At 70.9% G+C, this 18259-nt stretch carries 21 protein-coding genes, 1 pseudogene and 1 CRISPR repeat array; of the genes and pseudogenes, 8 read left to right on the forward strand and 14 right to left on the reverse strand.

The window, feature by feature from the left end:
- From cysD to HUT18_RS29730, 7 genes are all read right to left on the reverse strand, one after another.
- On the reverse strand, positions 1-942 hold the full coding sequence (gene cysD / locus HUT18_RS29705; RefSeq protein ID WP_176103615.1) for a sulfate adenylyltransferase subunit CysD: 942 nt from the start codon (positions 940-942) through the stop codon (positions 1-3).
- Positions 939-1529 (reverse strand): adenylyl-sulfate kinase, encoded by a 591-nt coding sequence (cysC, locus tag HUT18_RS29710; protein ID WP_176103616.1) that lies wholly within the window; start codon positions 1527-1529, stop codon positions 939-941. Before cysC ends, cysD begins: the two co-directional genes overlap by 4 nt.
- On the reverse strand, positions 1511-2212 hold the full coding sequence (locus HUT18_RS29715; protein WP_176103617.1) for a phosphoadenylyl-sulfate reductase: 702 nt from the start codon (positions 2210-2212) through the stop codon (positions 1511-1513). Before HUT18_RS29715 ends, cysC begins: the two co-directional genes overlap by 19 nt.
- Positions 2209-2412 (reverse strand): hypothetical protein, encoded by a 204-nt coding sequence (locus HUT18_RS29720; protein WP_176103618.1) that lies wholly within the window; start codon positions 2410-2412, stop codon positions 2209-2211. The genes HUT18_RS29715 and HUT18_RS29720 overlap by 4 nt, the downstream gene beginning before the upstream one ends.
- Positions 2409-4103, reverse strand: coding sequence for a nitrite/sulfite reductase (locus HUT18_RS29725; protein WP_176103619.1), 1695 nt, complete (start codon positions 4101-4103; stop codon positions 2409-2411). The genes HUT18_RS29720 and HUT18_RS29725 overlap by 4 nt, the downstream gene beginning before the upstream one ends.
- A 126-nt stretch (positions 4104-4229) precedes the next feature.
- Entirely contained in the window at positions 4230-4313 is an 84-nt protein-coding gene (locus HUT18_RS34380) for a putative leader peptide (RefSeq protein WP_315877410.1), read from the reverse strand.
- A 128-nt stretch (positions 4314-4441) separates the two neighbouring features.
- Entirely contained in the window at positions 4442-5020 is a 579-nt protein-coding gene (locus HUT18_RS29730) for a GNAT family N-acetyltransferase (protein ID WP_176103620.1), read from the reverse strand.
- A 310-nt stretch (positions 5021-5330) separates the two neighbouring features.
- On the opposite strand from HUT18_RS29730, the gene HUT18_RS29735 reads away from it, so the two are divergent.
- Positions 5331-6383: a M4 family metallopeptidase gene (locus HUT18_RS29735; protein WP_176103621.1), complete on the forward strand. Its 1053-nt coding sequence runs from the start codon at positions 5331-5333 to the stop codon at positions 6381-6383.
- A gap of 109 nt (positions 6384-6492) precedes the next feature.
- Here HUT18_RS29735 and HUT18_RS29740 read toward each other — a convergent pair whose 3' ends face one another.
- Positions 6493-8127 carry an acyl-CoA dehydrogenase family protein gene (locus HUT18_RS29740; protein ID WP_176103622.1) on the reverse strand — a complete coding sequence of 545 codons (1635 nt, stop codon included), beginning with the start codon at positions 8125-8127 and terminating at the stop codon, positions 6493-6495.
- A gap of 237 nt (positions 8128-8364) precedes the next feature.
- Here HUT18_RS29740 and HUT18_RS29745 point away from each other — a divergent pair, with 237 nt between their 5' ends.
- Positions 8365-9549 carry a YihY/virulence factor BrkB family protein gene (locus HUT18_RS29745; RefSeq protein ID WP_176103623.1) on the forward strand — a complete coding sequence of 395 codons (1185 nt, stop codon included), beginning with the start codon at positions 8365-8367 and terminating at the stop codon, positions 9547-9549.
- Positions 9550-9612: 63 nt separating this feature from the next.
- Here HUT18_RS29745 and HUT18_RS29750 read toward each other — a convergent pair whose 3' ends face one another.
- The gene (locus tag HUT18_RS29750; protein ID WP_176103624.1) at positions 9613-10533 is read right to left on the reverse strand and encodes an SDR family oxidoreductase; all 921 of its coding nucleotides are present in this window, start codon (positions 10531-10533) and stop codon (positions 9613-9615) included.
- 81 nt (positions 10534-10614) lie between these two features.
- On the opposite strand from HUT18_RS29750, the pseudogene HUT18_RS29755 reads away from it, so the two are divergent.
- Together HUT18_RS29755 and HUT18_RS29760 are read left to right on the forward strand one after the other, a co-directional pair.
- Positions 10615-11538, forward strand: a pseudogene (locus HUT18_RS29755) (AraC family transcriptional regulator); the annotation flags it as partial.
- 43 nt (positions 11539-11581) lie between these two features.
- A CRISPR array of direct repeats spans positions 11582-11915; the repeat unit is 29 nt; unit sequence GGGACCAACCCCGCCTGCGCGGGGACCAC.
- Between the two features lie 202 nt (positions 11916-12117).
- A complete protein-coding gene (locus tag HUT18_RS29760) occupies positions 12118-12825 on the forward strand; it encodes a helix-turn-helix domain-containing protein (protein WP_176103625.1) in 708 nt (235 codons plus the stop codon).
- A 57-nt stretch (positions 12826-12882) separates the two neighbouring features.
- Here the strand turns inward: HUT18_RS29760 and HUT18_RS29765 are convergent, their stop codons facing one another.
- The 5 genes from HUT18_RS29765 to HUT18_RS29785 all read right to left on the reverse strand — a co-directional run bounded on the left by HUT18_RS29765 (position 12883) and on the right by HUT18_RS29785 (position 15593).
- Positions 12883-13227, reverse strand: coding sequence for a VOC family protein (locus tag HUT18_RS29765; RefSeq protein WP_176103626.1), 345 nt, complete (start codon positions 13225-13227; stop codon positions 12883-12885).
- 127 nt (positions 13228-13354) lie between these two features.
- On the reverse strand, positions 13355-13765 hold the full coding sequence (locus tag HUT18_RS29770; RefSeq protein ID WP_176103627.1) for a VOC family protein: 411 nt from the start codon (positions 13763-13765) through the stop codon (positions 13355-13357).
- Between the two features lie 159 nt (positions 13766-13924).
- Entirely contained in the window at positions 13925-14284 is a 360-nt protein-coding gene (locus HUT18_RS29775) for a hypothetical protein (protein ID WP_176103628.1), read from the reverse strand.
- Entirely contained in the window at positions 14281-14961 is a 681-nt protein-coding gene (locus HUT18_RS29780) for a hypothetical protein (protein WP_176103629.1), read from the reverse strand. Before HUT18_RS29780 ends, HUT18_RS29775 begins: the two co-directional genes overlap by 4 nt.
- Entirely contained in the window at positions 14952-15593 is a 642-nt protein-coding gene (locus HUT18_RS29785) for an RNA polymerase sigma factor (protein ID WP_176103630.1), read from the reverse strand. The genes HUT18_RS29780 and HUT18_RS29785 overlap by 10 nt, the downstream gene beginning before the upstream one ends.
- A 165-nt stretch (positions 15594-15758) precedes the next feature.
- Between HUT18_RS29785 and HUT18_RS29790 the strand changes: the two genes are divergently transcribed.
- The 4 genes from HUT18_RS29790 to HUT18_RS29805 all read left to right on the forward strand — a co-directional run bounded on the left by HUT18_RS29790 (position 15759) and on the right by HUT18_RS29805 (position 18258).
- A complete protein-coding gene (locus HUT18_RS29790; protein WP_176103631.1) occupies positions 15759-16241 on the forward strand; it encodes an Asp23/Gls24 family envelope stress response protein in 483 nt (160 codons plus the stop codon).
- A 422-nt stretch (positions 16242-16663) separates the two neighbouring features.
- Positions 16664-16984 (forward strand): gas vesicle protein, encoded by a 321-nt coding sequence (locus tag HUT18_RS29795; protein ID WP_176103632.1) that lies wholly within the window; start codon positions 16664-16666, stop codon positions 16982-16984.
- 71 nt (positions 16985-17055) lie between these two features.
- A complete protein-coding gene (gene gvpJ, locus HUT18_RS29800) occupies positions 17056-17514 on the forward strand; it encodes a gas vesicle protein GvpJ (RefSeq protein ID WP_176104882.1) in 459 nt (152 codons plus the stop codon).
- A 3-nt stretch (positions 17515-17517) separates the two neighbouring features.
- Positions 17518-18258, forward strand: a complete 741-nt coding sequence (locus HUT18_RS29805; protein ID WP_176103633.1) for a GvpL/GvpF family gas vesicle protein — start codon at positions 17518-17520, stop codon at positions 18256-18258.
- Position 18259 lies beyond the last annotated feature (1 nt).

Raw genomic sequence — 18259 nt, forward strand, 5'->3', positions numbered from 1 at the left:
CTAGAAGTACCCTTCGCGCTTGCGGTCTTCCATCGCGGCCTCGGACATCTTGTCGTCGGCGCGGGTGGCGCCCCGCTCGGTCAGACGGGAGGCGGCGATCTCGGCGATGACCGCCTCCAGCGAGTCGGCGTCCGAGTCGACCGCGCCGGTGCAGGACATGTCGCCGACGGTGCGGTAGCGCACCTGCCGGGTCTCGACCTGCTCCTCCTCGCGCGGGCCGCCCCAGTCACCGGCGGTCAGCCACATGCCCTGGCGCTTGAACACCTCGCGCTGGTGCGCGAAGTAGATCTGCGGCAGCGCGATGTTCTCGCGGGCGATGTACTGCCAGACGTCCAGCTCGGTCCAGTTGGACAGCGGGAAGACGCGGACGTGCTCGCCCGGGGCGTGCCGCCCGTTGTAGAGCTGCCACAGCTCGGGCCGCTGACGGCGCGGGTCCCACTGGGAGAACTCGTCGCGCAGCGAGAACACCCGCTCCTTGGCGCGGGCCTTCTCCTCGTCGCGCCGCCCGCCGCCGAACACCGCGTCGAAACGCAGCTCGCGGATGGCGTCGGTGAGCGGCACCGTCTGCAGCGGGTTGCGGGTCCCGTCGGGGCGCTCGCGCAGCTTGCCCGCGTCGATGTACTCCTGCACCGAGGCGACGTGCAGCCGCAGCCCGTGCTCGGCGACCGTACGGTCCCGGTACTCCAGGACCTCGGGGAAGTTGTGCCCGGTGTCCACGTGCAGCAGCGAGAACGGCACCGCCGCCGGGGCGAACGCCTTCAGCGCCAGGTGCAGCATGACGATGGAGTCCTTGCCGCCGGAGAACAGGATCACCGGCCGCTCGAACTCGCCCGCCACCTCGCGGAAGATGTGCACCGCCTCGGACTCCAGCGCGTCCAGGTGGGACAGCGCGTACGGAGCGTCGGTGTCGGCGGCGTCGATTCCGGTCACCGTGGTCGTCATGCCAGGCCCCTCTCGGTCAGCAGCGCGTGCAGCGCGGACGCGGACTCCCGCACGGTCTGGGTGTGCGACTCGATCCGCAGGTCCGGCGAGACGGGCGCCTCGTAGGGGTCGTCGACCCCCGTGAGCCCCGATATCTCACCGGCGGCCTGCTTGGCGTAGAGCCCCTTCACATCGCGCTCGGAGCAGACCTCCACCGGGGTGGCCACGTGCACCTCCAGGTAGCCGGTGCCCTGCGCGGCGTGCCGCTTGCGGACGGCCTCACGGCTGTCCGCGTACGGCGCGATCACCGGTACGAGCACCAACACGCCGTTACGGGCGAGGAGTTCGGCCACGAAGCCGATGCGCTGCACATTGATGTGCCGGTCCTCGCGGCTGAAGCCGAGGCCCGCCGAGAGGAACTCGCGGATCTCGTCGCCGTCGAGCACCTCCACCCGGTGGCCCCCGGTGCGCAGCCTGCCCGCCAGTTCGTTCGCGATGGTCGTCTTGCCCGCGCTCGGAAGCCCGGTCAGCCAGACGGTGGCGCCAGTCACCTGCTTGCTCTCGTTCGTCGTCGTTCCGTGGGTTCGCGTCATCCGTGCAGCCCGCATTCCGTCTTGCCGGTCCCGGCCCAGCGGCCGGCGCGGGCGTCCTCGCCCTCCAGCACCCGCCGGGTGCAGGGCGCGCAGCCCACGGAGGCGTAGCCGTCCATGAGCAACGGGTTGGTCAGTACGCCGTGTTCGGCGACGTAGGCTTCCACGTCGTCCTGGGTCCAGCGGGCGATCGGGGAGACCTTGACCTTCTGCCGCTTCTCGTCCCAGCCGACCACCGGGGTGTTCGCCCGGGTCGGGGACTCGTCGCGGCGCAGGCCCGTCGCCCACGCCCGGTAGCCGGTCAGGCCCTCCTGGAGCGGCGCGACCTTGCGCAGTGCGCAGCACAGGTCCGGGTCGCGGTCGTGCAGCTTCGGCCCGTACTCGGCGTCCTGTTCGGCGACCGACTGACGCGGGGTGAGCGTGAGGACGTTGACGTCCATCACGGCCTCCACCGCGTCGCGGGTGCCGATGGTCTCGGGGAAGTGGTAGCCGGTGTCGAGGAAGACCACGTCGACGCCGGGCGCCACGCGCGAGGCCAGGTGCGCGACCACCGCGTCCTCCATGGACGAGGTGACGCAGAACTGCTTGCCGAAGGTCTCGACCGCCCAGCGCAGGATGTCCAGGGCCGGGGCCTGTTCGAGGTCCCGGCCGGCCTGCTCCGCAAGGGACTTGAGGTCGGTGTCCGCCTGAATCGTCGTCATGCCGCATTCCCTCCGTGCTCCTGGGGCGTGTGCTCCTGAGACGCACCGCCCCGAAGACCCCGGGCGAGCAGCCCGAGGAACTTCAACTGGAAGGCCCGGTTGCAGGCGCCGCATTCCCACGCGCCGGGGCCGCTCTCGCCCGGACGCAGGTCCTCGTCGCCGCAGTAGGGGCAGTGGAACGGTGCCGCCCGCTCGCTCATGACAGCTCCGCCTCACTGGCCCGCGCCGCCCAGGTGGCGAAGCGCTCGCCCTCCTCGCGGGCGGCCAGGTAGCGGCGCAGTACGCGCTCGATGTAGTCGGCCAGTTCGTCGGAGGTCACCTTCAGGCCGCGGACCTTGCGGCCGAACCCGGCCTCCAGGCCGAGCGCGCCGCCCAGGTGCACCTGGTATCCCTCGACCTGGTTGCCGTCCTGGTCCAGGACCAACTGCCCCTTGAGACCGATGTCCGCCACCTGGATACGGGCGCAGGCGTTCGGGCAGCCGTTGAGGTTGATGGTGATCGGCTCGTCGAACTCCGGGATGCGGCGCTCCAGTTCGTCGATCAGCGAGGCGCCGCGCGCCTTGGTCTCGACGATGGCCAGCTTGCAGAACTCGATGCCGGTGCAGGCCATGGTGCCGCGCCGGAAGGGAGAGGGAGTGACGTCGAGGTCGAGCGCGCGCAGTTCGTCGACGAGCGAGTCCACCCGGGACTCCTCCACGTCCAGGACGATCATCTTCTGCTCGGCGGTGGTGCGCACCCGGCCCGAGCCGTGCGCCTCGGCCAGTTCGGCGATCTTGGTGAGCACCGAGCCGTCGACCCGTCCGACGCGCGGCGCGAAGCCCACGTAGAAACGGCCGTCCTTCTGCCGGTGCACACCGACGTGGTCGCGCCAGCGCTCCACGGGCTGGGCGGGGGCGGGTCCGTCGGCGAGCTTGCGCTTGAGGTACTCGTCCTCCAGGACCTGGCGGAACTTCTCGGTGCCCCAGTCGGCGAGCAGGAACTTCAGGCGGGCGCGGGTGCGCAGCCTGCGGTAGCCGTAGTCGCGGAAGATCGAGATGACGCCCTCGAAGACGTCGGCCACGTCGTCCAGCGGGACCCAGGCGCCCAGGCGCTGGCCGATCTTGGGGTTGGTGGACAGACCGCCGCCGACCCATACGTCGAAGCCGGGGCCGTGCTCGGGGTGGACGACACCCACGAACGCCACGTCGTTGATCTCGTGCGCCACGTCGAGCAGCGGCGATCCGGAGATGGCCGACTTGAACTTGCGGGGCAGGTTGGAGAAGGCCGGGTTGCCGACGATGCGGCGGTTGGCCTCGTCGACGGCCGGGGTGCCGTCGATGATCTCGTCCTCGGCGATCCCGGCGACCGGTGAGCCGAGGATCACACGCGGGGTGTCGCCGCACGCCTCGGTGGTGGACAGGCCGACGGCCTCCAGGCGCTGCCAGATCTCCGGCATGTCCTCGATACGGATCCAGTGGTACTGGATGTTCTGCCGGTCGGTGATGTCCGCGGTGCCGCGGGCGAACTCCTCGGAGATCTCACCGATGACGCGCAGCTGCCGCGTGGTGAGACGGCCGCCGTCGATACGGACGCGGAGCATGAAGTACTCGTCGTCCAGCTCCTCCGGCTCCAGGACCGCGGTCTTGCCGCCGTCGATCCCGGGCTTGCGCTGGGTGTAGAGGCCCCACCAGCGCATCCGGCCGCGCAGGTCGTTGGGGTCGATGGAGTCGAAGCCGCGGCGGGAGTAGATCGTCTCAATGCGTGTCCGCACATTGAGACCGTCGTCGTCCTTCTTGAACTGTTCGTTCCCGTTCAGCGGCGTGCGGTGTCCGAGGGCCCACTGTCCCTCGCCACGGTGACGGCTCGCCTTGCGGCGGGGCGTGGCGGAGTCGGACTGCTGCGGGGTAGCCATGACGGTACGTCCTTCGGGACAGGCTGAGGGCGGCTCTGAAGTGCGCGTTTGGGCACGCGCGGATCTGCACGCGCGGCTCTGCGCGGTAACGGAAAGGGGGGGGTGTTTCTCGGGTGGTGCTGGAGCTCAGCGCGCCGGACACATGGCGCTGGACATGCGGCCGAGGTCGACGTGCCGCCGACTCACCAAGGCAATTCCAGCTCGAGACATGACGGAAGCGTGTCATGGCGCTGAGGGCTCAGTCCATCGACATCCATTATGTGGACGCGTTTGTCTCGCTTCGTGGGATGAGCGTGGCGGCCGTCACACCTGCCGCGCACGGGCTTGACTCGCCCGCGTCAGAGAGCTCCGTCCGGGAAGGCGCCCGGCCACGGACCGGGGGTCGCCACGTCCGGCTCCTGCTCCATGACGGTGTCGAAGAGCGTGAAGCCGCGCCGCAGGTAGTTGCGCATGGCGTGCTCGCCGTCCTTGCTGCACGTGTGCAGCCAGACCCGCTCGGTCGGGGCGAGCGAGGGCCAGCGCTCGGCCAGGTCCCAGGCCCGCTCCGCCCCCACGGACAGCAGATGACCGCCGATGCCGTGCCCCCGGAAGGCGGGAATCAGGCCGAAGTAGACGATCTCCACCACGCCCTCCTCGCGCGGCGCCAGCTCGACGTACCCCGCGGGCGTCCCGCGCTCGTAGGCGACCCAGGTCTCCACCCCGGGTACCTCCAGCTGCCGCTGCCACTCCTCGTAACCGAGCACGAGCCGGTCGGTCCAGCGGATGTCACCGCCGACCGCCGTGTAGAGGAACCGGCTGAACTCCGCCGAGGGCACCTCGGCCCGCTCGATCCGTACGTGCTCACCGGGCTCGCTCGCGCGCAGCAGCTCGCCGGGCGCGTTCTGCTCCAGGGACCAGGTGGTGACGGTGAGACTCATAGGAAAAGAGAACCATGGGCCCGGCCTCTCGCCCAAAAAGTTGGGCATTCCGACGGGCCCGGGCGACTGCCCCGCCCTTTGTCCAGCACGTGAACTCCCGTACGGACTCTGGTCAAACGGGCACCCGATGCGATTGGATCCCGCTTCGTCCGGCCCCGTCGCCTCAGCGCCCCCGTCCCCACCTGTTCCTCCTTCTCCTCCCCGTTCCTCTCCCCGTTCATCTCCCTCTTCGTGTTCCTGCTCCTGTTCGCGTCCCGTTCCCGAGCCCGCCGTCCGTACCGGCGCGGGCCCCAGTCGCCCGGAGACCCTCATGGCCCGTCCGCACCGCGCCCTGCTCGCCGCCGCGATACCGCTCGCGCTCACCGCGCTCGCCGCACCCGCGCTCGCCGCACCCGCGCTCGCGGCGCCCGCCCCGGCGGCCTCCGCCGACCCGGCCGCACGCGTCTTCAAGGTCAACCCGGTCCAGGCCACCGGGGACCAGGGCCTCACCGATGCCAAGGACGCCGCCGACGCCGTACCCGAGAGCGCCTACGCCACGGTGGCCCTGCGCAACCTGACCGGCAGCGGCGCCCTCACCGGCAAGTGGGCCCAGGTCGTCTCCGAGACCGGCGCACCCGCCCGGGTCTCCGAAGTCGCCGGACTCGACCGCACGGACGACCGCTTCGAGCAGGTCATGGCGTACTTCTGGGTCAACGAGGCCCAGGAGTACCTCCAGGGCCTCGGCTTCGGCACCGAACTGCCCGGCGCAAACGCCCGTTCGCAGCCGGTCCGTCTCAACCAGTGGGGCGCCGACAACTCCTATTTCACCGACAAGAAGGCCGAGATCCGCTTCGGCAAGGGCGGCGTCGACGACGCCGAGGACGCCGAGGTGATCCTGCACGAGTACGGCCACGCCGTGCACCACGCCCAGGTCCCCGGCTTCGGCACCTCCGTGGAGGCGGGCTCGATCGGCGAGGCGTTCGGCGACTACCTCGCGCTGTCCGTCGCCGACCACGCCGAGGCCCGCTACGGCTGGACCCGTCGCACCGACCTCGCCTGTGTCGCCGACTGGGACTCGGCGCCGTACTCCGAGGCCCCGCACTGCCTGCGCCGCACGGACGGCGACAAGACGTACGCGGACCGCACCGGCGAGGTGCACGCCGACGGCGAGATCTGGTCCCGGGCCCTCTTCGACATCCGCGGCGCGCTCGGCGCCCGCACCGCGGACCGGATCATCGTCAACGCCCAGTTCGGCTTCGACCCGGCCACCGACTTCAGCGCCGCCGCCCGTACGACGATCGCCACGGCGGAGCGTATGTACGGCAAGGGCGCCGCCGAGTCGGTACGCGAGGCCTTCCGGGCGCGGGAGATCCCCGGCGTCTGAGCGGGAGATTCCCGGCGTCTGAGCGGGAGATCCTCGGCGTCTGAGCACGAGCGGGTGAGCGCGGCTCGTGTCCCGGTACGGCTCTTCGGCCGGGGCGCGGGCCGCCGTCTCAGACCTCCGGCCGCGCCCGCTCCACCACCGAGCCAAGATCCAGCGTGTGCGGGAGGGTGCCGAAGGCGGAGCCCCAGTCGCCGCCGAGCCGTGAGGCGCAGAAGGCGTCCGCGACCTCGGACGGCGCGTACCGCACGAGCAGCGAGCCCTGAAGGACCAGCGCCATCCGCTCGGTCAGGCGCCGGGCCCGTGCCTCGATGCCCTCCAGGTCGGCGAGTTCGGTCAGCATCTCCTTGATCGCGGCGTCCAGGCGGTGATCGGCGCCGCGGGCCGCGCCCACCTCCTCCAGGAAGGCGTTCAGTGCCTGCGGCTCACGCTGGAGCGCGCGCAGCACGTCCAGGGACTGGACATTGCCCGAGCCCTCCCAGAGGGAGTTCACCGGCGACTCGCGCAGCAGGCGCGGCATGCCGGACTCCTCCGCGTAGCCGTTGCCGCCCAGGCACTCCAGCGCCTCCGCGGTCACCGGCGTGCACCGCTTGGTCACCCAGTACTTCGCCGCCGGGACCGCGATCCGCAGGAACGCCCGCTCGCGCTCCGAGCCGTCGTCCCAGGCGGCGGCCAGCCGCAGTCCGAGCGTGGTCGCGGCCTCCGATTCGAGAGCCAGGTCGGCGAGCACATTGCGCATCAGCGGCTTGTCGATCAGCCGCCCGCCGAAGGCCTCCCGGTACGCGCAGTGGTGCGTGGCCTGGGCCACCGCCTGCCGCATCAGCGCCGCCGAACCGAGCACACAGTCGAGCCGGGTCGCCGCGACCATCTCGATGATGGTCCGCACCCCGCGCCCCTCCTCGCCCACCCGCCGCGCCCAGGTCCCGTCGAACTCGATCTCACTGGAGGCGTTCGACCGGTTGCCGAGCTTGTCCTTCAGCCGCTGGATCGCGAAGACGTTGCGTGTGCCGTCCTCCAGAACGCGTGGCACCAGGAAACAGGTGAGCCCGCCCGGCGCCTGCGCGAGGACCAGGAACCCGTCCGACATCGGCGCCGAACAGAACCACTTGTGACCGGTGAGCAGATACTCGCCCTCGGCCGAGAGCGGCGCCGCGGACGTGGTGTTGGCGCGTACGTCGCTGCCGCCCTGCTTCTCGGTCATGCCCATCCCGAACAGGACACCGGCCTTCTGCGGTGCGGGCCGCAGCCCGGACTCGTAGATGCGGGAGGTCAGCAGGGGCTCCCACGAGGCGGCGAGCGCCGGGTCCGTGCGCAGGGCCGGAACGGCGGCGTGCGTCATGGACACCGGGCAGCCGTGCCCGGCCTCGACCTGCGACCAGACCAGGAACCCGGCGGCCCGGCGCAGATGCCCGCCCGGCCGCACCCAGGCGGCGGTGAGCCCCGCGCCCACGGCCTTGCCGAGCAGCCGGTGCCAGGACGGATGGAAGTCGACCTCGTCGACACGGTTGCCGTACCGGTCGTGCGTCCGCAGCTTCGGTACGTACTCGTTGGCGAGCGCGCCCCACTCCTGGACCTGCGCCGAACCGGCCGCCCGCCCGAGTTCCGCGAGCTCGTCGTGGATCTCCGCGACCAACTCCGGCGCCGCGTGCCGGTCCACGGCCTCCACCAGCGCCCGGTCCGCGGTGAAGACGTCGTACCCGACGAGAGGCGGTGCCTGATTGGTCACTGTGTGCGTGCTGGAGGCCATGCGGTCACCGTAATCCGCTCGCCGGGGTCAGGGCACCCGCAGCTCCGGGGAACAGGGCGCCCGATTCCAGGTGCGTCGACCGTCCGTCCAAGCACCCACCCCCGTAAGGGACTTGAAATCCCCACCGCCATCCGTGACCGGCAGGGCACGGCGTGTGCGCGTTCGGTCCCGTGGCCCGCGACGCCCTGCTCCGCCCCAGGTCAGACATCCGGGGCATCGTGCCGCTACGGTTAGGAGGTGCACCAGGCGAATGAATCCCCGGCCGTTCCCTCCGGCCGACTCCACCGGGCCCGCGCCCTCTACCGGAACGTTTCCAAGCGCCGGATCGCCTGGCTGTTGCTCAAGGACACCGTCAACTCCTGCATCGAGTACCGCGTTCTCGGCCTCGCCGCCGAGGCGGCGTTCTTCACCCTGCTGTCCGTACCGCCGCTGCTCCTGAGCATCGTCGGTCTCCTCGGCTACGTGGACGCCTGGACCGGCACCGACACCATCGCGAGCCTGCAGACGACCATCCTTGAGGCGTCCCGCACGGTCCTGTCCGACCGGGGCGTCAAGGAGATCGCCGAACCGATACTCCAGGACGTCATGAAGGGCGGGCGCCCCGACGTCATCTCCATCGGCTTCGTCCTCGCCCTGTGGTCCGGCTCCCGGGCGGTGAACGTCTTCATCGACACCATCACCGTGATGTACGGACTCGACGGTGAACGCGGCATCGTCAAGACTCGCATCCTGGCCTTCCTGCTCTTCCTGGTGGCCCTGGTGATCGGCTCGGTCGCGCTGCCGCTGATGGTGGCGGGCCCGGACGCGGTGGTGCAGATCGTGCCGTGGTCCGAGACGGCCGTACAGATCCTGTACTGGCCCGTCGTGCTCATCCTGTCGGTGGTCTTCCTCACCACCCTCTACCACGTGTCGGTGCCCGTGAAGTCGCCCTGGGTGGAGGACATTCCGGGCGCCCTGGTCGCGCTCGGTATGTGGGTGCTGTGCAGCGTGATCCTGCGCGTCTACCTGATCAACACGGTCGAGGGCCCGTCGATCTACGGATCCCTCGCCGCCCCCGTCGCCGTCATGCTCTGGATCGGCGTCTCCGCCTTCGCCGTCCTGGTGGGCGCCGCGGTCAACGCCGCCCTGGACCGCGTCTGGCCGTCCCTCGCCACCGCCGCCGCCCGCGAGGCCCACGCCGCCCGTGGGGCCCAGGGCGAGCAGGGCGCCGCCCGCCGGATGCCCCGCCGCCCGGGCGGCGCGTACGCGAGCACGACCTCCGCCGAGGGCGAGAGCGAGGCCGAGACCGAGGGCGATGGCGGCCCCGACATGCCGTCCGAATTCCCCGAGCGGTGGTCGAAGTTCCTGCCCCCGGACGACGTGACGGGACGTATTCGCACGCATGCGAAGCCGGGGAGTGAGGGGCCGGGGCAGCGGGAGTGAGGCGCGGCGTGGGGGGTTGGGCTGCCCTCCCTCCCTGGCTCTGTGGCACGCGCGCCGCAGCACTCAGTGGCGCCAGACCCCCTCCGCCGCGTGTTCCTTGGCGAAGGCGGCGAAGTCGCGGCCCTCGTGGCCGAGGACCTGCCGCAGTCCGTCCGACAGATGCGCGTTGCGCCCGTCGAGCAGATCCCCGAACAGCTCGATCAGGAAGCCCACTTCCTCCTCGGGCACCCCGAACCCCCGCAACTGCTCCCCGTACTCATGGGGCGGCACCGGCACGTAACTCACCGGGTTCCCGCTCGCCGCCGCGATCTCGGCGACCGCGTCCCGGAAGCTGAGCAGCCGTGGCCCGCCGATCTCGACGACGCGGCCCACGAGCCCCGGATCCCGGAAGGCCGCGACGACCACCTCGGCCAGATCACGGGTGTCGAGGAACGGCTCACGCACCTCACCCGCCGGAAAGACCAGTTCGCCCGCGCGCACCGCGTCGAGCAACGGCCCTTCGCTGAAGTTCTGCGCGAACCAACTGGCCCGTACCACCGTCCAGTCGGCGCCCGAGGAGGTCAGCGCCTCCTCGGCGGGCAGGGCTTGCTGCTCGCCGCGCGCGGAGAGCAGGACCAGGCGCCGGACGCCGAGGGTCACGGCCTGCCGGGCGAGGGCGCCGATCGCCCCTGCGGCGGCGGGGTGGCCGATGTCCGGGGGGAAGCAGAGGTAGGCGGCCTCGGCGCCTTCGAGGGCCCCGGGCCAGGTCGCGGGGTCGTGCCAGTCGAAGACGACCGGACCCTTGCGTGAGGCGGCCCGGACGGTGAACCCGGCCGTGGTCGCGGCCTCGACGACCCGTCGGCCGGTCTTGCCAGTGGCGCTTGTGACGAGCACTGTGGCGCCCGGTGCGAGGGCTGCCGCCGGAACCCCGTCCGCCTGCCGGGCTGCGTCTTTCGTGCCCTCGTTGCGCTGTACCGCGGCTGTGTTGTCGCTGTGCTGTGTCATACCGAGCAGTCAACTCGGCGTCCGGGGCCCGGAACATCGCTGAGGCGCTCAGGCGCCTACGCGCGCGTCTACGCTTCGGCCATGGACGCACTGGGGGGTTTGCTCGAAGGACCGCGCGCACGTGGCGCGTTCATGATCCGGGCGTGCTTCGATCCGCCCTGGTCGGTACGGATCGAGGACGAGGCCCCGCTCTCGGTGATGCTGATAGTGCGCGGCGACGCGTGGATCACGCCGCAGCACGGTGACCCGGTGCGCATCCGCCCCGGCGAACTCGCCGTCGCCCGTGGCCCCGAGCCGTACACCTGCGCCGACGACCCCGCGACCGAGCCCCGCGCGGTGATCCTGCCCGGCGAGGTGTGCCGCACCCCCGAGGGCCGCGCGCTCGACGGGGCGATGGATCTGGGGGTACGCACCTGGGGCGACCGCCCGGACGGCGCCACCATCATGCTGATCGGCACCTACCGGATGTACGGCGAACTGAGCAAGCGCCTCCTGGACGCGCTGCCACCCCTGCTCACCCTCGATCGCGAGGACTGGGACTGCCCGCTGACTCCCTTGATCGAAGCCGAAGTCGTACGGGACGAACCGGGCCAGGAAGTCGTCCTCGACCGCCTGCTCGACCTGCTCCTGATCGCGGCTCTGCGTGCGTGGTTCGCCCGCCCCGAGGCGCGTGCGCCTGCTTGGTACCGGGCGCTTGGCGACCCGGCGGTCGGTCCCGCGCTGCGGTTGCTTCAGGGGGAGCCCGCACATCCATGGACCGTGGAGTCCCTTGCCGCGCGCACCGGTGTGTCCCGGGCGGGTCTGGCGCGCCGCTTCCGCGAATTGGTCGGTGAGCCGCCCATGGCTTACCTCACGGGTTGGCGGCTCGCCCTTGCTGCGGATCTGCTGCGGGACACCGACCGGACGGTGGCGTCCATCGCTCGGCAGGTGGGGTATGGCAGCCCCTTTGCGCTGTCGACTGCTTTCAAGCGGGCGTATGGGGTGGGGCCGCAGGAGTATCGGGTGGGTGGGGAGAGGGTGGAGCGTGGGAGTGGGGTGGGGCTGAGAGTGGGGTAGCCCCGCTTGCGCGGGGACTACGTCCAGTGATGCTCAGGGCACCCGTCGCCCCAGGGGGCAACCCCGCGTGTGCGGGGACTACGGCGGACGGCCCGGGGTTCGCAGCTCTGGGCCGGGGCCAACCCCGCTTGCGCGGGGACCACAACACCTCGGGCGGGACCACGGTCATCGCCGTGGGACCAACCCCGCCTGCGCGGGGACCACGACACCGACGTCGGATGGATCGTGCGCGGCCTGGGACCAACCCCGCCTGCGCGGGGACCACCCGGCATACCCCACCGGCGAGGAGACACAGTGGGGACCAACCCCGCCTGCGCGGGGACCACCCTCCCTGACCTTCGTTTTTCTCCGCCAGAGGCAGTTCTGGAGCACTTTCACTGAATCCGGCAACTCTCCCAAATGCTGTAGAGGGCGTGTGCCTTTGTGTCACGGGTTGAGCTCCGCACGGCCCGTCTCTGGCCCCATTCTGTACTGAGGCGCAAGCAACCGACCCTGCGCCCCTCCCACCCCCGGGCGTAGCCTGGTCCTGTGTACGAGGAGCGTCCGTCCCGCCTCGGCGGTGCCGTGCTGTGGACGCGTAGGGTCGGCCCCGCCGAGAACGCGCCAGTGCTGCCCGACGGCTGTATGGATCTGCTCTGGCTCGGTGATCGGCTGGTCGTGGCAGGCCCCGACACCCGTGCGTACCGTCCCGTGATCAGCTCGGACCGGGACGCCCCTCAAGACCAACTCCTCGTCGCAGGCGTACGGTTCGCCCCCGGTGCCGCGCCCGCCCTGCTCGGCGTACCCGCGCACGCACTGCGTGACCAGCGGGTGGACCTCGCCGAACTGTGGTCCGCTTCGCGGGTGCGCGAGCTGGAGGACCGTGTCCGGCAGGCGCGCGACCGGGCCGCCGCCCTGGAATCGCTCGCCGTGGAATGCGCAGCGGCCACCGAGAGCGCCGACCCGGCACTTCGCGGGATCGTCGCATCGCTGGACGCGGGCGGCAGTGTGGCGGCCACGGCGGACGCGGTCGGTCTTGGCACCCGGGCCCTGCACCGCCGCTCCCTCGCCGCCTTCGGCTACGGACCCAAGAAACTCGCCCGAATCCTCCGGCTCCAGCGGGCCCTCGCCCGCGCCCGCGCGGGTCACGGTTTCGCCGTCGCAGCGGCCGAGAGCGGCTACGCAGATCAGGCTCATCTCGCCCGGGACGTAAGGGAGTTGACGGGGATGCCGCTGGGGGAACTGCTCAAGTCCTGACCTGACCGACCAAGAACCGACGAACTCAAGGCTGAGGCGCCTCAAGGACCGACGGACTCAAGGACTGACGAAGCAGAACTCGTTGCCCTCGATGTCCCGCACCACCTGGAACGAACCGTTCTCGTCGGTGACCACTCCACCCACCTTCTCGGCCCCCAGGTGGAGGGCCTCCTCGGTGGCGGCGGGGATGTCGTCCACCTCGAAGTCGAGATGGAGGCGGTTCTTGATGGTCTTGCTCTCCGGCACCTTCTGGAAGGCGAGCCGGACCAGCTCCGGTGCGTCCAGGTAGGACCAGTGCGACGAGCGGTGCACCGCGGTTCCGCCGAGGAGGCTCGCCCAGAACTGGGCCAGGCTGCGGGGCTCTTCGCAGTCGAAGACGATTTCGTCGAGTCGGACACGCATGGCACCCGAGGGTACGTCGTCGCCGCCCGTCGTGCGGGCAACCGCCGGGCCGCGTACGGCGCGTGGGCAGGTAGCGCACGCGACCGTACGTCAGTGGCGGCCCGAAGTGGTTCAGGAACCGGGTGGCTCAGGAATCGGAACCGGAACCGGGCAGCGGCGCGTACAGGTCCACCCCGTTGCCGTCCGGGTCGAGCACCGAGGCGTAGCGCTGGCCCCAGAAGGCGTCCCAGGGGTCCTTCTCGCCGGTGGCTCCGGTGGCCACCAGGTCCGCGTAGACCTTGTCGACCTCCTCGGGGCTGTCACAGCGGAAGGCGAGCCCCACCCGGCCGTTGCCGGAGGGTGCGGTCCAGCCGGGGTTGAAGGAGCGGACCGTCTCCTCGGTGTCGAAGAGCAGGCGCATGCCGCCGGGAAGGGCGACCTCGACGTGCGGCTCGGACTCTGCGCCCTCGGGAATGTCCAGTCCGAGCTGCCGGTAGAAGGCGAGGGTGGCGGCCAGATCGGAGGCGACCAGGCCGACCACATCGAATCGTGGAGTCATGTGCAGCAGCGTAGGTTCGAGCGCTGCCACGGGTCTTGAACGAATCGGACAGTGGAGCGCCCTCCCCTCGCCGACAGCCGCGTGCGCCGCGAGTCAAGATCATCCCGCGATTGAGATCCACTGCCGATACACGCCCTGGCAGGGCCCATCAGCCTCGTGCTACCCGGTGTGGGTGACCGTGACAAGGACCGTGACGGGTGCGGGTGGGCCGTGCTGGGCCAGGTGGGCAATGACGGTGGCCCGGACCCGTGCGCGCACCTGCTGGGCGACATCCAGGACGCGGTGCTCTTCGTCGACCACGCAGCGGACTTCTACGCGCCAGCCGCCGTCGGGTGTGTGCTCGGCTCGGATGCCGGGTTCGACGGAAGGCAGGGTGGTGGCTCCCGCGGCCCGCTGTGCGCGGGCGGCCGCGGTGGCCAGCCGGTCGGCGAGGCCGGGCTGGAGTGCGGCGACGCCGGGGACGGCCAGGGCCGCCCGGGCGGCGGAGGCCTCGACGTCCCGGTGCCGGGCGGAGGTCATCGCCGGCCGCCTTGTTCGGACGGCTCGCCACCGGACGCGTCGAGAGGGTCCAGCACGTCGTCGATCCTCAGATCGACGACGGTGACGGTCAGGCCCAGCCTGTGGTTCGCCGCGTGGAGGACGGCTCGGCGTACCCGGGCCGCACGCTCGGGAAGTGGTTGGTCGAGGGCGACTGCCAGGGTCATGGTGATGTGCACGGCGGTGCCCTCGCCGGTGGCGGTGAGACGGCAGCTCGCGGCGCGGGCGCCGGGCACGGTGTCGGCGGCCTTGCGCAGAACTCTCGCGGCGGCACTCTCGGCGATCCGCAGGTCGTGAGAGGGGTCGTCCAGCGGCAGCATCGCGCCGAGGCGTACCTCGGCCCGGACCGCTTGGACCACCCGGTCGGTGAGGGCGTGCGCGCTGAGGCGTTTTGTGGCGCCCAGGGCTCGGGTGGCGTTGTCCAGCGCGGTCAGCCCGTCGACGGCCTCCTGGCAGTAGGAGCAGTGCGCGGCGTGCGGGTCTGTGAGGGTGCCCAGGTCGCGGGCCTGCTCCCAGGCGTGGCTCAGCGGGCGTCCGCAGGGCAGCAGTTCGTCACCGACGAGCGGTTCAGGTTCCGGGAACCGTGAAGTGGCGGCCGTCTGGGCGCCTTGCTCCGGCATCTCGCCATCGGCAAGGTGTCGCGGGTCGTCTAGCGCCATGGACGCATCGCCTCCTGCAAAGCGTGTCGTGCGCGAAAGAGCCTGCCGCGCACCGTCTGCTCGCTGGTCCCGGTCGCGTGTGCGATCTCCTCGTAGTGCAGTCCGTGCAGTTCCCGCAGGACCCAGCAGGCCCGCTGATCGGGGTTGAGCTCTCGAAGTGCCGCCACCAGGGCGGCCATGGCCGCGTGCGTCTCGGCGGCACGCGGTGGTGAGCTGCCGGGATCACCGGCCGTGGGTTCGGCGACCGCGTCCAGCGGGAGAGCGCGAGGGCCACGGCGCAAGGTGTTGAGGCAGCGGTTGGTGACGATGCGGTACATCCAGGTGCCGAACGAGGCACTGTGGTGGAACTCCGGCAGTCGTCGCCAGGCGCTGAGGAACGCGTCCTGGACTGCGTCCTCGGCGTCCGCCCGGTTGCCGAGGAGATGGAGAGCGAGCCCGAGCAGCACGCTGCTGTGCCGGCGGACCAGAACGGCGAACGCCTCGTCATCCCCTTCGGCGGCCCGTACGGTCAGGAATCTGTCCGCCGGACCGCCGAGGTTCCGGCCTTCGGGAGAGGCGGCGATGACAGGCGGCGCAGGCTCGTGCGGGCGGTCCACGTCGAGTGAGGGAGAAGGCTCGGCCTGGTTGCCCATCAACCGCTCACCTCCTGCCCGGACCGTCGTCCCGGCGTCGGCATGCTCCTCACATTTTATGTGAGCCCCGTCACGTGTGGCCGTGTGAGGGATACGGCTGAGGCGTGTCTAAACCTTTGACGGGCACCGCACCGGCGCCCGCACGGACACCCTCGGGAGGTCCTCATGTCGGACACCATCAGTCGCCCCGCCACAACCGAGAGCAAGCCGAGCGATGCGAGCAAGAAGCTGCAGGGCCGCGGCGGCTCCGGTGACGGGCCCGACGCGCACGGACGAACCACCATCGCCGACAGCGTGGTGGAGAAGATCACGGGAATGGCCGCCCGTGAGGTGCCGGGGATCCACAGCCTCGGCTCCGGAATGGCCCGGACCTTCGGTGCCGCTCGCGACAGGATGCCGGGCGGGCGCCCCAGCGTGACCCGGGGAGTATCGGTCGAGGTGGGCGAACGCCAGGCGGCCGTGGACCTCGATGTGGTCGTCGAGTACGGCGTGACCATCGCGGACGTCGCCCTCGATGTCCGCACCAACGTGATCTCCGCCGTGGAACGTATGACAGGCCTGGAGGTCGTCGAGGTCAACATCGCCGTCGACGATGTCCACCTGCCCGACGAGGAGGAAGAGCAGGAGACCGAGAGCCGCGTGAAGTGACCCACCGGCATCTCGTGCCCGGCTCGGCGGCGAGTTCGGGAGGCGCCGCGCTCGACCGCCAGTAGTCGCGGCCGGATGCTGGGCGCCGGTCCACCGGGCGGGGCGGCCGGTGGACCGGCGCCCATCTGCGGTGCCGGGGCCGGAACCGTTGCCGGACATGCGCGTCACCGAGTCATGCCGCCCACCAAGCCATCCACGTCGGCGGCACTGTCAGACAATCGCCGCTCAACGCCGGGGCGTGGAGCGCGCGTTCCGCCCGCTTGCGCTTGTTGCGCCGGGTGCGGATTCACTGATGTGCCCGCAACGCCCGTCCCTGGGACCAACCCGTCCCTGGGACCAAACGGATGTCCTTGGACGCGGGGTGATCCCGATCGGCCGATCACGGCGCGCAGTCGCGCAAAGGCTGTGAGCAACTGAGGAACATGGCAGAGCAACGTGCAAGGCGGACGCGGCCGACCGCCAAACCGTCGAAGTCCCGCAGCAGGTCGGTGTCGGGTCCACAGGCAGCGGCCGAGCGTGCTTGTCAGAGCCTTGGCGAATTGCTCGCCCATCCCGCCGAAGGCGTCTCGGCCATCTGCCGGGCCGAGGAGGGCTGGCGGGTCAGTGTGGACGTGCTGGAGGTGCCACGTATCCCTGACACGACCAGCCTGCTCGCCACGTACGAGGTGGACATCGACGGGGCGGGCGAACTTCTCCAGTACCGCAGAGTCCGCCGCTACCGACGCGGTTCCGCCGACGAATGACATCCGGCGGCGCGTCCGGCGTGGTCACGCGTCGTCCGTCCGCCGCTCGAGAGGACGACTCTTCCATGGCCATGGCTTACAACGACGAGGTCGTGTGTGTCCCGCGTGCGGGCACCCTCTACGACGTACTCGAGCTGATCCTCGATCGCGGAATGGTGATCGATGTCTTCGTCCGGGTGTCACTCGTAGGCATCGAGATTCTCAAGATCGACGCGCGCATCGTCGTGGCCAGCGTCGACACCTACCTGCGTTTCGCCGAGGCATGCAACCGGCTCGACCTGGAGACGGACACCCGCAGCAAGACCGTGCCCGAACTGTTCGGTGGGGGCATGGCCAAGCGCGTGGGCAAGAAGGGCGCCAAGAAGGCGGCCCGTTCGGTCGGGGACAAGGTCAAGCACGCCATCGGGCCCGGCGACGACGAGGACGACGAAGAGGAAGAGGAGTCGCGGCCCAGCCGGCGCAGCTCCGCACGCGGGCACAGCACGAGCGGGAGCCGTAGCCGCAGCACCACCCGGACCAAGGAGCGGTGAGCGATGACTGCCCACGATGTGTACGTGTACGGCGTTGTGCGCAGCGGCCACACGTTGCTGCCCGGCCACCGAGGGGTCGGACTCCCTCCGTCCCGGCTGCGTCTGCTGCGCGGTGACGGCACGTCAGCAGTGGTGAGCGAGGCCCCCGAAGGGTTGCGGGCCCGCCGTCGGGATCTGCTCGCGCACCAGGACCTTCTGCTGACCATGTCGGAGAGCGGTCCGGTCCTGCCCATGCGCTTCGGCATGGTGGCACCCGACGAGGACACGGTCCTGGCCCAGCTCGCCTCCTCCCGCGCGGCGTACCTCGCGGCGCTCGACCGCCTCGAAGGCCGACTGGAACTGAATGTCAAGGCGTTGCCGGTGCAGGAGGCCGTCGCCTCCCTGCTGCGCGAGGACGCGCGATTGCGGCGGCTGCGACAGGAGGTGCGCCTCCGCCCCGGTTACGAGGCGAACATCCGGCTCGGAGAGGCGGTGGCGACCGGTCTCGCGCGCCGAGCGGCCGCCGCGGCCGAGACGGCACTCCAAGAGTTCACGGCCCTCGCCGAGGAGTGCGTCCGCGGGCCTGAGGTGCCCGGGTGCGTGCTCAATGCCTCGTTCTTGGTCGCCCGTGCGGATGTCGACCGATTCCGTAATGCGGTCGGGCGGTACGCGGCGGAACACCGCGACCGGGTGGAACTCCGGCTGACCGGGCCGCTGCCCTGCTACAGCTTCGTCGCCGCCAACGCCGTGCGGGCGGGGGTTTGAG

This window comes from Streptomyces sp. NA04227, assembly GCF_013364195.1.
Lineage (GTDB): Bacteria > Actinomycetota > Actinomycetes > Streptomycetales > Streptomycetaceae > Streptomyces.

What these genes read in the sequence shown, in the direction of transcription:
- HUT18_RS29750 (WP_176103624.1), bottom strand. Translation starts at nt 10,533, where the DNA reads ATGACACAGCACAGCGACAACACAGCCGCGGTACAGCGCAACGAGGGC.
- HUT18_RS29780 (WP_176103629.1), bottom strand. Translation starts at nt 14,961, where the DNA reads ATGGCGCTAGACGACCCGCGACACCTTGCCGATGGCGAGATGCCGGAG.
- HUT18_RS29765 (WP_176103626.1), bottom strand. Translation starts at nt 13,227, where the DNA reads ATGCGTGTCCGACTCGACGAAATCGTCTTCGACTGCGAAGAGCCCCGC.
- cysD (WP_176103615.1), bottom strand. Translation starts at nt 942, where the DNA reads ATGACGACCACGGTGACCGGAATCGACGCCGCCGACACCGACGCTCCG.
- HUT18_RS29730 (WP_176103620.1), bottom strand. Translation starts at nt 5,020, where the DNA reads ATGAGTCTCACCGTCACCACCTGGTCCCTGGAGCAGAACGCGCCCGGC.
- cysC (WP_176103616.1), bottom strand. Translation starts at nt 1,529, where the DNA reads ATGCGGGCTGCACGGATGACGCGAACCCACGGAACGACGACGAACGAG.
- gvpJ (WP_176104882.1), top strand. Translation starts at nt 17,056, where the DNA reads ATGGCTTACAACGACGAGGTCGTGTGTGTCCCGCGTGCGGGCACCCTC.
- HUT18_RS29735 (WP_176103621.1), top strand. Translation starts at nt 5,331, where the DNA reads ATGGCCCGTCCGCACCGCGCCCTGCTCGCCGCCGCGATACCGCTCGCG.
- HUT18_RS29740 (WP_176103622.1), bottom strand. Translation starts at nt 8,127, where the DNA reads ATGGCCTCCAGCACGCACACAGTGACCAATCAGGCACCGCCTCTCGTC.
- HUT18_RS29725 (WP_176103619.1), bottom strand. Translation starts at nt 4,103, where the DNA reads ATGGCTACCCCGCAGCAGTCCGACTCCGCCACGCCCCGCCGCAAGGCG.
- HUT18_RS29790 (WP_176103631.1), top strand. Translation starts at nt 15,759, where the DNA reads ATGTCGGACACCATCAGTCGCCCCGCCACAACCGAGAGCAAGCCGAGC.
- HUT18_RS34380 (WP_315877410.1), bottom strand. Translation starts at nt 4,313, where the DNA reads ATGTCTCGAGCTGGAATTGCCTTGGTGAGTCGGCGGCACGTCGACCTC.
- HUT18_RS29715 (WP_176103617.1), bottom strand. Translation starts at nt 2,212, where the DNA reads ATGACGACGATTCAGGCGGACACCGACCTCAAGTCCCTTGCGGAGCAG.
- HUT18_RS29785 (WP_176103630.1), bottom strand. Translation starts at nt 15,593, where the DNA reads ATGGGCAACCAGGCCGAGCCTTCTCCCTCACTCGACGTGGACCGCCCG.
- HUT18_RS29770 (WP_176103627.1), bottom strand. Translation starts at nt 13,765, where the DNA reads ATGACTCCACGATTCGATGTGGTCGGCCTGGTCGCCTCCGATCTGGCC.
- HUT18_RS29775 (WP_176103628.1), bottom strand. Translation starts at nt 14,284, where the DNA reads ATGACCTCCGCCCGGCACCGGGACGTCGAGGCCTCCGCCGCCCGGGCG.
- HUT18_RS29720 (WP_176103618.1), bottom strand. Translation starts at nt 2,412, where the DNA reads ATGAGCGAGCGGGCGGCACCGTTCCACTGCCCCTACTGCGGCGACGAG.
- HUT18_RS29795 (WP_176103632.1), top strand. Translation starts at nt 16,664, where the DNA reads ATGGCAGAGCAACGTGCAAGGCGGACGCGGCCGACCGCCAAACCGTCG.
- HUT18_RS29805 (WP_176103633.1), top strand. Translation starts at nt 17,518, where the DNA reads ATGACTGCCCACGATGTGTACGTGTACGGCGTTGTGCGCAGCGGCCAC.